Source organism: Nocardia spumae (assembly GCF_020733635.1).
Lineage (GTDB): Bacteria > Actinomycetota > Actinomycetes > Mycobacteriales > Mycobacteriaceae > Nocardia > Nocardia spumae.
Window position 1 is genome coordinate 1,381,325 of record NZ_JAJFZL010000001.1, and the last position, 13,692, is coordinate 1,395,016.

Sequence of the window (13,692 nt, forward strand, 5' to 3'; positions counted from 1 at the left end):
TATCACCTCACGTCGATACCCGCCCGGTGCCGCCGGGGCCACCACGGCGCCGGCGAGGGTGTCTAATCTGGTCCGATGCCCGGTAAACGACCCGCACCCGAGCCGCCCGAACCGCTGTCCCCGCTCGTCGACGCGCACACCCATCTCGACGCCTGTGGCGCCGAGGACGCGGAATCGGTTGCCGCCATGGTGGATCGGGCCGCCGCGGTGGGTGTCGGCCGGGTCGTGACCATCGCCGACGATCTCGACGCCGCCCGTTTCGCCGTCGGCGCCGCGCACTGGGATGCCCGTGTGTACGCCGCCGTCGCCCTGCATCCGACCCGTGCGCAGGCACTCGACGAGGCCACCCGTGCCGAACTGGAGAAACTCGCCGCCGATCCCCGCGTGGTCGCCGTCGGCGAGACCGGACTCGACTACTACTGGCCCGGCAAACTCGACGGATGCGCCGCCATCGAGGATCAGGTCGAGGGCTTCCGCTGGCATATCGACCTGGCCAAGCGCCTGGGCAAACCGCTGATGATCCACAACCGCGAGGCCGACCACGACGTGCTGGCGGTGCTGCTGGACGAGGGTGCGCCCGAGACGGTGATCTTCCACTGCTTCTCCTCCGACGCCAATATGGCGCTGGCCTGCGTGGCGGAGGGATATGTGCTGAGTTTCTCCGGCACCGTGAGTTTCAAGAACGCGCACGAGTTGCGCGAGGCCGCCACTCTCGTGCCCGACGAGCAGATCCTGGTGGAAACCGATGCGCCGTTCCTGACACCGCACCCGTTCCGGGGCGCGCCGAACGAGCCGTATTGCCTGCCCTACACCGTGCGGGCCCTCGCTGAACTGCGTGAACAGGATCCGGCCGAGCTCGCGGCGATCACCACCGCCAATGCCGAACGGGTGTACCGGCTGCCACGCTCCTGATCCGGTCCGCGTGCAGTACGTCACATAACGGGCAGCTGGAGCGCGCTGTGTGCTCCAGTTCACTTACTATTGCGCGGTCGTAATATTTCCGGATCGTCGATATCGAATCGTGATGTGGAAATCCCCTGTTCCACGGCATGAAGTTGCCGGGAACCGACCCCCTCGTTATCGTATTGTGACCATGCCGGAGTTTCGGATATCCGCTCTCCAGCGGATCAACACGTCGCGCTCGCCGCTGCTCTACGCGGCGATCGCCGCGATGCTGATCACCCTGATCATCGGCGCCAGCCTGGCGATCGTGAATCGCAAGACCGTCACCCTCGTCGTCGACGGTCAGCGCAGCACCGTCACCACCATGGCGGCCAGCGTGAAGGGTGTGATCAAGGCGGGCGGGTTCAAACTCGCCGGCAAGGACTCGGTGTCGCCGGGCGGCGACACACATGCCGTCGACGGCGCGACCATCACACTCAATCGCGCCCGCCAGGTCGCACTGACCTTCGACGGTAAGACCAAGCAGGTGTGGACCACCGCCTACACCGTCGGTGACGCGCTCACCCAGCTGCAACTGCCCGGCGACGTATTCGTCTCACCCGCACGTCCCACACCGCTGCCGCTGATCGGCGCGGCACTGGCCGTCACCAGTCCCCGCACGGTCCAGCTCTCCGACAACGGCGAAGGCGCGAGCTATGTGCGGCTGGCCGCGCCGACCGTCGGTGAACTGCTCCAGGTGCAGGGCGTGCCGCTGGCCGGTGAGGACACGGTGCAACCCGGGGCGGCGACCCCGCTGCACGACGGTATGAAGATCACCGTCACCCGCAAGCGCACCGAGAAGGTCACCGAACGCGAAGCGCTCGACCCGCCCGAGAACGTCATCGACGACGCCGACCTCAACATGAGCCGCACCGTCGTCGAGAATCCGGGTAAGCCGGGCGTGCAGGACGTCACCTACGACGTATCGATCGTCAACGGCAGGGAAACCGGTCGCGAAGCGGTCGGCCACACCGTCGTCGTGCCCGCACAGGCCAAAACCGTGCGCAAGGGCGCCAAGCCGGGGACGGAAGTCCCGCCCGTGCGCGACGGGGCGGTCTGGGACGCGCTCGCCAAATGCGAATCCGGTGGCAACTGGGCCATCAATACCGGCAACGGATATTTCGGCGGCATCCAGTTCGATCAGAACACCTGGTCGAGGCAAGGGGGGACGCGGTATGCGGCGCGACCCGATCTGGCGACCCGGGAAGAGCAGATCGCCATCGCCGAGGTGACTCGGGCCCGGCAGGGATGGGGAGCCTGGCCTGCCTGTACCAGTCGGCTGGGGATCAGCTGAATTCTCGGCTCCGGATTTGTGGCCCTCGCTTCGCTCCGGCGGGGTGGACCGTCTGGCAGATGGTGGGCTGACAGTTGCCGTTGAAGCGCGAGACGGTCCGCCGGTCCTACATCAAGGCTCCGCCGTCCACTCGAATCTCCGAGCCGGTGATGTAGCGGCCGTCCTCGGAGGCGACCATGGCCACCACTCCGGCTACGTCGGCGGGTTCGCCCAGGGTGCCGCCGTTGAGCCAGCCGGTGAGGCGGGAGAACAGGGTCCAGTCGGCGTCCTCGGGGGCGGACAGATTATTGGTGATCCCGCTGGTGATGCCGCCGGGCACGATATTCACCGCGCGCAGGCCCTGTTTCGAATACTCGAGCGCGACCGCGTGCGTCATCGCGTTGACGCCGCCCTTGGACGCGGCGTAGGCGGCCATGTACGGGTGGGAGCCGAAGGCGGCGGTGGAGGAGAAGTTCACGATCACTGGATGCTCGGACTCCAGCAGGGTCGGCAGTGCGGCCTGCATCATCAGGAAGGTGCCGGTGAGGTTGACGCCGATGACCTGGTTCCAGGATTCGAACGGCATATCGTGCGTGTGCGCGGTGCGCATGATGCCGGCCGCGTTGACCAGGACGTCCAGCCCGCCGAGATGGTCGGTGGCCTCGGTGCAGGCGGCTCGCACCGATTCCGGATTCGCCACATCGACGGTGACCGTGTGTAGATGATCGCGATGCTCGCCCGCGGCCGCCACGGTCTCCTTCAGGCCGGGTTCGGAGATGTCGGCGCCGACGACGTGCGCACCCTCGGCGAGCAGTCGCAGCACCACACCCTGTCCGATGCCGGAGCCGGCCCCGGTCACCACCACTCGCCGTCCCTCGTGCCTGAGCGTCATCGTGGCCGTCCTCTCCTGCGATCGGGTGCGGTGAAACCGAATGCGCCACCGTCTGTTCCGCGACCACACCGAAATTAGAACGCGTATCAGTTTCCGTCAACGGTCGACGACGCCACGGCCAGGGAATTCGGGGTCCACAGCGGATACGCACCGTAAACTCGGCACATCCCCGATGAACTGAGGTGGCCTGATGAGGTTGGCGGTTTTCTCGGCTCGGATCCTGCGCCGGCCGATGGTGGCCGGCGTCGCGCTCGCGGCCGCGGCCCTGGCGGTCGTTGCCGCCCCCTCGGCCACGGCCGCGGCACCGGCGGGAACGCCGATATCGCGGACCGCGCAACCCGACGGCTGGCACACGATGTACGGCGGTTCGCTGTTCGAGTATTGGACCACCACCTCGAGCGGCGCTCCGGTGCCCGCGAGCGGAGCGGTATTCGTCCCGCCGGGACCGGCGCCGGCCGGCGGCTGGCCGGTCGTCGCCTACGACCACGGCACCACGGGGCTCGGCCCTGGATGCAGCGGGATCTCCGATCCGGTACACGCGCCCTATCCGTCCAGCCGCGGTAAAGAAGACCGCATCCTGCAGTACTTCCAGTCCAAGGGCTTCGCGGTGGTGGCGCCGGATTACCTCGGGCTCGGCCGGTTCGACACCGGGCCGCACCCGTATCTGGAGCGCCGGACCGAGGCCACCGCCACCCTGGACCTGCTCCGCGCCGCGCGGGCGACATATCCGGAACTGTCGCGGACCTGGGTCGCGGTGGGCGCCTCGCAGGGCGGGCAGGCGGCCCTGGGCACCGCCCATCTGCAACAGAGCTACGCGCCGGATCTGGATTACCGCGGCACCATCGCCCTCGACCCGGAATCCGATCTCGAACACGTCCTTCCCGCCGCCGCCCCGTGGGTGCCGAATATTCCAGGGACCAGCGGAGCCAGTACCGCCTTCATCGCGGGTGTGCTGGTCGGCATGCGCGAGGCCCGGCCCGATATCGATGTGAACGGCTACCTGAGCCCGCGGGGTCGCGAACTGGTCGACGGTATCGGATCGCTGTGCCTGGACGGCATGATCGCTCGCACCAATGGCGCCTCCCTCGGCGACTTGCTGGCGAAACCACTGGGGGATCCCGTTTTCACCGCGGCGCTGACCGACTATCTGGCGGTGCCGACGAGCGGCTACGACGCGCCGATCCTGCTGCTGCTCAACGCGACCGACACCACCGTGCCCTCGCCACTGCATGCCGCCCTGGCGGCGCAGCTGGCCGCCGGTGGGGTCGACGCGCAATCGGTCGTGGGTACCGGACAGCACTGCGATCTGAATCCGCAGATGTGGGCCGCGATGGACGCGTTCGTGGCGCGGGTCCAGTCCACGCCGTACCAACCGTAGCCGCACTGATACTTTGTCGGGCGTGTCCGAACCTGTGAGCGAAGCCCGTGGCCAGGCCGAACTGCTCGGCCCCGCCGAAGTGCGGGTGCTGGCGGAGCGGTTCGGCATCCGCCCGACCAAACAGCTCGGGCAGAACTTCGTCCACGATGGCAACACCGTGCGCCGGATCGTCGCCGCGGCCGGGGTCGGACGTGCGGATGTGGTGCTCGAGGTCGGCCCCGGCCTCGGATCGCTGACACTGGCGCTACTCGATGTGGTCGACCGGGTGATCGCGGTCGAACTGGATCCGGTACTGGCGCACCATCTTCCGGAAACCGTGGCCGATCGGGCGGCGGAGCTGGCGGACCGATTGACGGTGGTGCCCGGCGACGCGCTGCGAGTCTCGGCCGCGGACATCCCCGGTGCGCCGACCGCGTTGGTCGCGAATCTGCCGTACAACGTCGCGGTGCCGGTCCTGCTTCATCTCTTGGCCGAATTGCCCAGTATCAGAACGGCTTTGGTGATGGTGCAGGCCGAGGTGGCCGATCGTCTGTCCGCCGAACCCGGTTCCAAGATCTACGGGGTGCCCAGTGTGAAGGCCGGCTTCTTCGGGACCGTGCGCCGCGCGGGAGCGGTCGGCCGGCGGGTGTTCTGGCCGGTGCCGCAGGTCGAGTCGGGATTGGTGCGCATCGAACGTTTCGACCAGCCGCCGTGGTCACTCGACACCGCTCACCGCGAACGGGTGTTCGCCGTGGTCGATGCGGCATTCGCGCAGCGCCGCAAGACCTTACGCGCAGCACTGGCGGGCTGGGCGGGATCGCCGGCGGAGGCGGAACGGCGGCTGGTGGCCGCGGGTATCGCGCCTACCGCTCGCGGTGAAACGCTCGACACCGCGGCTTTCGTCCGGCTTGCCGAACAGAGCTGACCGTCGGCCGCGGCGTGTGCACCGTCGGTGTGCTTCCCACCTCGATCGGCCGGAATTCTCCGGTGTCGCGTTCTCCGCTGGGTTCTCCGGCCGATTCATAGCGCAGCGTCCGAGTGTGCGCACCCGCTCACATTCCTGTTGTATCCGGGGAGCTGTCGCCGATAGGACTCGCGATAACAGCGAGCCTCGGAAAGGGCGGATCTCATGGGCGGTCGTCATCGCGCGGCGAGCAAGCGCGGCACGGTCATGCGCGGACTTCCGGTTGCCGTGGCTGTGCCCGCCGCGGTGACCCTCGGCGCGGCGGGATCGGCATCCGCGACGGCCCCGGCGGCCGGGCCCGCACCGGTGTTGCACACGGCGCCCATCGCGAGCCCGCTCGAGAACGCCACATATATCGGCACGGCCGCGGGGCAGGTCGTCGGTGGTCTCACCGGAGCCGTGGTCGGTGGCACCGCCGGAGCCGCCCTCGCGAGTCCCACGGTGGTGGGCGCCCCGATCGGCGCCATCGCCGGCGGTGTCCTCGGTGCGGCCGCGGGCACCTTCGCCGGGTATTACGCCGGTGTAGCCGTCGGAACGGTAGTGGCGGAACAGGCGCCGCAGATCGTCCCGAACATCCTGCCCTGATCCCGGCCGGACGGGGTGGTCCGACGCAGCGGCGTGCGGATATGGCCGACCGGCCCCACCGCGGGAAGCGGTGGGGCCGGTCGGCCACTATCGCACCGATCGCTCAGCGAAATCGGCGCAGGCGCAGGCTGTTGCTGACCACGAACACGCTCGACAGCGCCATGGCCGCACCCGCCAGCATCGGGTTGAGCAGTCCCGCCGCGGCCAGCGGGATCGCCGCCACGTTGTAGCCGAAGGCCCAGAACAGGTTGCCCTTGATGGTGCGCAGCGTCGCGCGGGACAGCCGGATCGCGGTGGCCACGGTGCGCAGATCGCCACGCACCAGGGTGATGTCGCCGGCCTCGATCGCCACATCGGTACCGGTACCCATCGCCAGGCCCAGATCGGCCTGGGCGAGGGCGGCCGCGTCGTTGACGCCGTCACCGACCATCGCGACGACCTTGCCCCGGTCCTGCAGTCGCTTCACCACATCGAGTTTGTCGGCGGGCAACACCTCGGCGATCACCTCGTCGATGCCGACCTGGTCGGCTACGGTGCGCGCGGTGGCCGCGTTGTCACCGGTCAGCAGTACCGGTGTCAGGCCCAGTGCGCGCATCTCGGCGATGGCGTCGGCGCTGGTCGCCTTGATCGCGTCGGCGATCACCAGCACCCCGCGTGCCATGCCGTCCCAGGCCACCACGATCGCCGTGCGCCCGGCGTTCTCGGCCTCGGACTTGGCTCGCGCCAGCGATTCCGGGATCTCGATCGACCAATCGCGCAGCAGTTCGATGCGTCCTACGACGACCGCGCGGTCGCCGACCAGGCCCTGCACACCCTTTCCGCCGTGGCTGACGAACTGCTGCACCGGCTCGCCGGTGAGTCCGCGCTCGGCGGCGCCTCGCACCACGGCGCGGGCGACCGGATGTTCGGAGCCGTGTTCCACGGCGGCTGCCACCGCGAGCAGCTCCTCGGTGTCCTCGCCGTCGGCGGTGATCACCTCGGCCAGCGACATGGTGCCGGTGGTCACGGTTCCGGTCTTGTCCAGCACGACCGTGTCGATGCGGCGGGTCGATTCCAGCACCTGTGGACCCTTGATCAGGATCCCGAGTTGGGCGCCGCGCCCGGTTCCGACCAGCAGCGCGGTGGGCGTGGCCAGGCCGAGCGCGCAGGGGCAGGCGATGATCAGCACCGCGACCGCCGCACCGAACGCGACCGCCACCGCGGCGCCGCTGCCGAGCCAGAAGCCCAGCGTCAGTACCGAAATCGCGATGACGATCGGCACGAACACCCCGGCCACCCGATCGGCGAGCCGCTGCACCGGTGCCTTGCCGTTCTGCGCGTCCTCCACCAGCGCGGCCATCTGGGCCAGCTGGGTGTCGGATCCGATGCGGGTGGCGCGGACGGTGAGCATGCCGCCGGCGTTGACGGTCGCGCCGATCACCGGATCGCCGGGACCTACTTCGACCGGTACCGATTCGCCGGTCAGCATGCTCATGTCGAGGGCCGAATTCCCCTCGGTGACCACACCGTCGGTGGCGACCTTCTCACCCGGGCGAACCAGGAACAGATCGGCGACCCGCAGCTCCGCCACCGGAACGCGATGCTCGGCACCGTCACGCAGCACGGCCACATCCTTGGCGCCGAGTTCGAGCAGTGCCCGCAGCGCGGATCCGGCCCGGTCCTTGGCGCGAGTCTCGAAGTACCGTCCGGCCAGGATGAACACGATCACCCCGGCGGCGACCTCGAGATAGATGTTGGACGCCGCGGCGGCGGGCTCGACCGAGAAGCTGAAACCGTGCTTCATTCCCGGCATCCCGGCGTCACCGAAGAACAGGGCGTACACCGACCAGGTGTAGGCGGCGAGCGTGCCGAGTGAGATGAGCGTGTCCATGGTGGCGGTGGCGTGCCGGGCATTGGTCCAGGCGGCGCGATGGAACGCGGCGCCGCCCCAGAACACCACCGGGGTGGCCAACGTCAGCGAAAGCCATTGCCAGTTGCGGAATTGCAGCGCTGGGATCATCGCCAGCGCGATGACCGGAATCGCCAGTGCGAGACTCACCAGCAGCCGGTTGCGCAGGTTCCGCAGCGCCGAATCGGCCGGAACATCATCGGCGGCGGAGGCTTCCGCCGGCCGGATGTCGTGCACGGTCGCGGTGTAGCCGGTGTCGACGACACGTTCGATGAGCTGATCCGGCGTCACCGATTCGGGGAAGCTGACCTTCGCCTTCTCGGTGGCGTAGTTGACCGTGGCGGTGACGCCGTCGAGCCGGTTGAGCTTCTTCTCGATGCGAGCGGCGCAGGAGGCGCAGGTCATCCCACCGATATCGAGTTCGATGGAGCGCTCGGTCGTGGGCGCGCTCATTGGTGACCTCCTCCGTGCTGGTTGTGGCTGTTGTGGTCGGTTGTGTCACTGCCCACGGCGTTCGCGGTGAACTCCGCGGTGTGGACCGTGCCCTCGTGGGCGAAGTCCAGATACAAGCGGTAGGCGGCGACACCGGGTGCCTGGGCGTGGAAGGCGACCTGTGGCCCGGCGGGAGTCGAACCGACCTCGCCTTCCGGATGAACATGAAGATAGGACAGATCGTTCCCGCGCAGCGCCACCAGGTGCCCGTAGGCGCCCAGATACGGCTGCAGATCGGTGACCGGTTTCCCGTCCTTGCTGATGGTGAAGTTCACCTGGCTGCCGCCGGTGGACAGATCGCCGTCCATGCGCACCTGATAGCCGTCGACGGCGGTGGTGCGTGACGCCGGTGGCAGTGGGATGTCGGTGGCCGGTCCGGCGACCGTGAAGGTCTTGCTCAGCACCAGTTCGCCGGGGGCGCCGGTCGGCTGGGAATCGGCGAAGATCCGGTAGGTGCCGGGTTCGGACCAGGCCCAATCGATGGACCAGGTGCCGGCGGCATCGCGAACCGGGTGCACATGCCGGTACTCGGTCGTATCGGAGCGCACCGCGATCAGGTGCAGATCCTTCTCGTGCAGGTCGCGATAGGTGGTGACGGGAGCGCCGTCGGGGCCGTCGATCCGGAAGCGCAGACTGCCGGTGGTGTCGGTGGACGTGGGCGCGCTGAGTGCGGTGAGGGTGTATCCGGCCTCGGTGGCCCGTAATCCGGCGCCCGCGGCCTCGTTCGTGGCGGAGATGTGGTGCCCGGAGGCCGGTTCGGCCGGATCGCCCACGAGCGATCCGATACCGAACGCGGCCCCGAACAACACGACCAGCCCGCCGCCGAACGCGGCGAACCTGAGTCTGTCTTTCATGTCAGCTCGCCACCTGATATCCCGCCTCGTCGACGGCGGCGGTGACGTCGGCCCGAGGCAGCGGCGCGGCGGATTCGACCTGGACGCGACCGGAGGCGAGGTCCACATCGACGCTGGTCACGCCGTCGATCTTGCCGATCTCCTTCTGCACCGACGCCACGCAGTGGCCGCAGGTCATTCCGGTGACGGTGTAGGTGCTGGTAGCCATGATCGCTTCCTTCGCTCGCTCTTATACGGTGAGGGGGTATCCCCGACATCTCTGAACATACCCCCCATGGGTACCTCACGCAAGGGGTGGGCGGGGAAATTCGGAGCCGATCGCGGGCGCGGTTCGCGACGCCGCGAACACCGCTGCTCATCGGTGTGCGAGAGATCTGTCACCGGTACATCGAGACCGAGGTGCGCGGCAAACCAGCCGTTTGCCGCACGGCCGGATAACCTAGCCCCGTGCTGTCTGTAGTACCCAGTTCGGTGGTTGTCCGTGCCCCGTCGAAGGTGAATCTTCATCTTGGGGTCGGTGATCTGCGTAGTGACGGCTACCACGAACTGACCACGGTCTTCCAGGCGCTCTCGCTCGCCGACGATGTGCGAATCTCTCCGGCGAGCTCACTGGCGGTGACCGTACAAGGTGAGAGTGCCGCACAGGTGCCGACCGATCGGACCAATCTGGTCTGGCGGGCGGCGGTCCGCCTCGGACATCTGGCCGGACGCGCGCCGCTGGTGGAGATCGCGATCGACAAGGGTATTCCGGTCGCGGGCGGGATGGCAGGCGGCAGTGCGGATGCCGCCGCGGCGCTGGTCGGCCTCAACGAGTTGTGGAATCTCCAGATGTCGCGCGACGAATTGGCCGCCGTCGCCGCCGAACTCGGCAGCGATGTGCCGTTCGCGCTGCACGGCGGTACGGCGCTGGGCCGCGGTCGTGGGGAACGACTGCTGCCGGTGCTGTCGCGCAACACCTTTCACTGGGTGCTTGCCCTGGCCAAGGACGGATTGTCGACGCCGCGGGTGTTCGCCGAACTCGATCGGCTGCGCGAGCAGGGCGATCCACCGCGGCTGGGCGATCCGCAGGATCTGTTGCAGGCCTTGGCCTCCGGGGATGCCACCCAGCTCGCACCGCTGCTCGGTAACGATCTGCAGGCCGCGGCGCTGTCGCTGAATCCCGCGCTGCGCCGGACCCTGCGGGCCGGGGTCGAGGCGGGCGCCCTGGCCGGAATCGTGTCCGGATCGGGGCCCACCTGCGCATTCCTGTGCGGTAGCGAATCCGCCGCGGTCGCGGTCTCCGCCGAACTGGCCGGTGCCGGAGTCTGCCGCAGCGTGCGCACCGCCACCGGACCGGTGCCCGGCGCCCGGGTACTGGGTGACGCCGGCCAGCACTGACCGACCGGCGCCCATCCGAAGGGGTCAGCCGAGAATATCGGCGAGTCGATCGACCTGCTCGGGGTCACGGCCGTAGCAGTAGAAGATCACCTCGTCGACACCCAGGTCGGCGAATTGCTGTGCGACCGTGCGAATCCCGTGCGCGTCGATGATCATGCCGTTCACCATGTTCGCCCCGTATTCGTTGAAGGCGTAGTACGCCGACATCTGGGTACGGGCGTCATCGATCACCTGCCGCGGGCCGAGGGCGGCGTTGACCTGGGCGACGATGCGTGGTGAACCCGGCCGGTCGTAATCGCTCCAGAATCGGCGCACGGTATCGAACAACTGCGGCGCCCACGACGGTGGGGCCGCGGCCAGCAAGCCGCCGCCCCAGCGTGCGACCCGCTCCAGAGCGACCGGCCGGAAGCCGCCGAAAAGCAGCTCCGGCCCGCCGGCGGTGAGCGGTAGCGGGCCGATCGCATCACAGGTGTCGCTGTAACGCTCGCCCGACCACAACAGGCGCATGGTGGCGATCTGTGCGTCCAAACGTTTTCCGCGCGTGTGCAATTCGGTGCCGGAGGCCTCGTGGTCGTCGGCGCGGCCGCCGACGCCGAGGCCGAGGGTGAAACGTCCGCCCGAGAGCTGATCCAGGGTCGCGACCTGTTTGGCCAGTAGCGCCGGTTCCCGCAACGGTGCGATCAGTACCTCGGTCTGCAGCCGGATTCGTTGGGTCACCGCCGCCAGATGGGCAAGTGTCACAAGGGGTTCCGGATTGTGGAAGACGAGCCGGTCGAGCAGTCCGAGGGTGCTGAACGGGCCGGCCTCGGCTCGCGCCGCCCACTCGGTGAGTGCTCGCGGATCGCTGATGGGCAGGCCGATGCCGAACTTCATACGGCTGGACTCGGTGGTGATCATCGAAGGTTCTCCAATAGTGGGGTCGACACATTCACGCCGCCCACTTCACACCTCGTGATCCGAGATGGGCGCTCCCGCACTACGGCAATACTTCCGGAGAGCGCCATCGAATTGCGGACAATGTAGCCGGGGATCGATGCGCTCCGCAACTCGCGGATCCGTCGGCCCGGCCCTAGCGGGCGGCCCGCACCGGGACCGTGTCCGCTGTTGCCGTAAGGTTCACATGCGAAGCCGACGGGCGTGGCACCGCCGCTGGGGAGCGCTGGCGGTGCGGCGACGCGGCCGGACCCCTTCGAGCTCGCGGCACGTGCCCGTAGGCCCGCTGTACTCGGAGAGGACTGACCCCTTGGCGAATCTGATCAATCTGGAGCAGGTCCACAAGAGCTTCGGAATCACCCCGCTGCTGGACAACGTGTCCCTCGGCGTGCAGGAGGGTGAGCGGATCGGGGTCGTCGGTCTCAACGGTGGCGGTAAGACCACCCTGCTGGAGGTGCTGACCGGACTCGAGGCTCCCGACAGCGGACGGGTGAGCCGGATCAACGGCCTGCGGATGGCGGTGGTGACCCAGCGCGGGGTGCTGCCCGACGGCGCCACGGTCGGCGAGGTGGTACTCGCCGGGCTGGCCGAGGACGCGCGGACGGACCTGATAGCCGAACACGAATGGGCCGCCAACCCGCGTATCCGCACCGTGCTGGACGGTATCGGCATCGCCGATCTGGGGATGGACAGTCCGGTGGCGAATCTGTCCGGTGGGGAACGCCGGCGGGTCGCGCTGGCCGCCGCGCTCGTGCGCGAACTCGATCTGCTGGTCCTCGACGAGCCCACCAACCACCTCGATGTCGAGGGGGTGCAGTGGCTGGCCGAACATCTGCTGTCCCGTCGCAGTGCGCTGGTGGTCGTGACGCACGATCGCTGGTTCCTCGACACGGTCGCCACGCGCACCTGGGAAGTGGTGGGCGGCAAGGTCGAAAGCTACGAGGGCGGATACAACGACTGGATCTTCGCCCGCGCCGAGCGCGCTCGCCAGGCCGATGCGAGCGAGGCTCGCCGCCGCAATCTCGCGCGCAAGGAACTGGCCTGGTTGCGGCGCGGACCGCAGGCCCGTACCTCCAAGCCGCGGTATCGGGTCGAGGCCGCCGAGGCGCTGATCGCCGACGTGCCGCCGCCGCGTGACACCGTGCAGCTGGCGTCCTTCGCGCGAAAGCGCTTGGGCCGCGTGGTGATCGAACTCGAGGACGTCACCCTGGCGACGCCCGACGGCCGGGAGCTGGTCCGTGATCTGACCTGGCGGCTGGCGCCGGGGGAGCGGGTCGGCCTGGTCGGGGTGAACGGTTCCGGTAAGACCACCCTGCTGCGTGCCCTGGCCGGCGACGCTGATCCGGCATCCGGCAAGCGGATTCAAGGACAGACGGTGCGCGTCGGCTGGCTGCGGCAGGAACTCGACGATCTGCCCACCGATATGCGTGTGCTGGAAGCGGTTTCCGATGTCGCTGAGCGAACCATGCTGGGGGACAAGGAGATCAGCGCTGGTCAGCTCGCCGAGCGGCTCGGCTTCACCCCGGCCAAACAACGCACGCCGGTCGGTGATCTGTCCGGTGGTGAACGCCGGCGGTTGCAACTCACTCGCATCCTGATGGGCGAGCCGAATGTGCTGCTGCTCGACGAACCCACCAACGACCTCGATATCGACACCCTGCAGCAGCTCGAGGACCTGCTCGACGGCTGGCCCGGCACCCTGGTGGTGATCAGCCACGACCGGTACCTCGTCGAACGCATCAGCGATTCCACCTGGGCCCTGTTCGGCGACGGCAAACTCACCAATCTGCCCGGCGGCATCGAGGAGTATCTGCGCAGGCGCGCGGCGGCGGCGGAGGCCGCGCGGCGTCCGGCTGGATCCTCCGCGACGTCCGAGACCGCGGCCCCCGCAACGGATTCGGCTGCCTACCGCGCCGCGCGCAAGGAGTTCGGCCGGTTGGAGCGGGCACTGGAGAAACTCACCGAGCGTGAGGAGCGGCTGCACGTCGCACTTGCCGAGGCCGCGACCGATCCGGAGAAGCTCGTCAGCCTCGGCGCGGAGCTGAAACAGGTGCAGGCCGAGAAGGAATCGACCGAGCTGCGCTGGCTGGAGCTGGCCGAAGAGGTCGGCTGAGAGAGATCGGCCCCCCGGGGCC

12 protein-coding genes are annotated in these 13,692 nt (G+C 68.6%); 7 read left to right on the forward strand and 5 right to left on the reverse strand.

The features are described 5' to 3' along the window. Nucleotides 1-75 precede the first annotated feature (75 nt). A complete protein-coding gene (locus LKD76_RS05395; protein ID WP_227979848.1) occupies nt 76-912 on the forward strand; it encodes a TatD family hydrolase in 837 nt (278 codons plus the stop codon). A 196-nt stretch (nt 913-1,108) separates the two neighbouring features. Further along, nucleotides 1,109-2,236, forward strand: coding sequence for a resuscitation-promoting factor (locus LKD76_RS05400; RefSeq protein ID WP_227985103.1), 1,128 nt, complete (start codon nt 1,109-1,111; stop codon nt 2,234-2,236). Nucleotides 2,237-2,342: 106 nt separating this feature from the next. Here LKD76_RS05400 and LKD76_RS05405 read toward each other — a convergent pair whose 3' ends face one another. Further along, nucleotides 2,343-3,107: an SDR family NAD(P)-dependent oxidoreductase gene (locus tag LKD76_RS05405; RefSeq protein WP_227979849.1), complete on the reverse strand. Its 765-nt coding sequence runs from the start codon at nt 3,105-3,107 to the stop codon at nt 2,343-2,345. A 190-nt stretch (nt 3,108-3,297) separates the two neighbouring features. On the opposite strand from LKD76_RS05405, the gene LKD76_RS05410 reads away from it, so the two are divergent. The 3 genes from LKD76_RS05410 (at nt 3,298) to LKD76_RS05420 (ending at nt 6,013) form a co-directional block, all read left to right on the forward strand. Continuing rightward, nucleotides 3,298-4,485, forward strand: a complete 1,188-nt coding sequence (locus LKD76_RS05410; RefSeq protein ID WP_227979850.1) for a lipase family protein — start codon at nt 3,298-3,300, stop codon at nt 4,483-4,485. A gap of 22 nt (nt 4,486-4,507) precedes the next feature. Next, a complete protein-coding gene (gene rsmA, locus LKD76_RS05415) occupies nt 4,508-5,389 on the forward strand; it encodes a 16S rRNA (adenine(1518)-N(6)/adenine(1519)-N(6))-dimethyltransferase RsmA (protein WP_227979851.1) in 882 nt (293 codons plus the stop codon). Nucleotides 5,390-5,593: 204 nt separating this feature from the next. Next, nucleotides 5,594-6,013: a hypothetical protein gene (locus LKD76_RS05420; RefSeq protein WP_227979852.1), complete on the forward strand. Its 420-nt coding sequence runs from the start codon at nt 5,594-5,596 to the stop codon at nt 6,011-6,013. A 103-nt stretch (nt 6,014-6,116) separates the two neighbouring features. Here the strand turns inward: LKD76_RS05420 and LKD76_RS05425 are convergent, their stop codons facing one another. From LKD76_RS05425 to LKD76_RS05435, 3 genes are read right to left on the reverse strand one after another with little or no spacing between them, the layout of a single operon-like run. Beyond that, nucleotides 6,117-8,354: a heavy metal translocating P-type ATPase gene (locus LKD76_RS05425; protein ID WP_227979853.1), complete on the reverse strand. Its 2,238-nt coding sequence runs from the start codon at nt 8,352-8,354 to the stop codon at nt 6,117-6,119. Next, on the reverse strand, nt 8,351-9,247 hold the full coding sequence (locus tag LKD76_RS05430) for a DUF8832 domain-containing protein (RefSeq protein WP_227979854.1): 897 nt from the start codon (nt 9,245-9,247) through the stop codon (nt 8,351-8,353). Before LKD76_RS05430 ends, LKD76_RS05425 begins: the two co-directional genes overlap by 4 nt. Nucleotide 9,248: 1 nt before the next feature. Next, complete coding sequence (locus LKD76_RS05435) at nt 9,249-9,455, reverse strand: heavy-metal-associated domain-containing protein (RefSeq protein WP_227979855.1); 207 nt, start codon at nt 9,453-9,455, stop codon at nt 9,249-9,251. Nucleotides 9,456-9,694: 239 nt separating this feature from the next. On the opposite strand from LKD76_RS05435, the gene LKD76_RS05440 reads away from it, so the two are divergent. Next, nucleotides 9,695-10,624 (forward strand): 4-(cytidine 5'-diphospho)-2-C-methyl-D-erythritol kinase, encoded by a 930-nt coding sequence (locus LKD76_RS05440; protein ID WP_227979856.1) that lies wholly within the window; start codon nt 9,695-9,697, stop codon nt 10,622-10,624. A gap of 24 nt (nt 10,625-10,648) precedes the next feature. Here LKD76_RS05440 and LKD76_RS05445 read toward each other — a convergent pair whose 3' ends face one another. Next, nucleotides 10,649-11,521: an LLM class flavin-dependent oxidoreductase gene (locus tag LKD76_RS05445; protein ID WP_227979857.1), complete on the reverse strand. Its 873-nt coding sequence runs from the start codon at nt 11,519-11,521 to the stop codon at nt 10,649-10,651. A 346-nt stretch (nt 11,522-11,867) separates the two neighbouring features. Here LKD76_RS05445 and LKD76_RS05450 point away from each other — a divergent pair, with 346 nt between their 5' ends. After that, on the forward strand, nt 11,868-13,670 hold the full coding sequence (locus tag LKD76_RS05450; RefSeq protein WP_227979858.1) for an ABC-F family ATP-binding cassette domain-containing protein: 1,803 nt from the start codon (nt 11,868-11,870) through the stop codon (nt 13,668-13,670). The last annotated feature ends 22 nt before the right edge of the window (nt 13,671-13,692 follow it).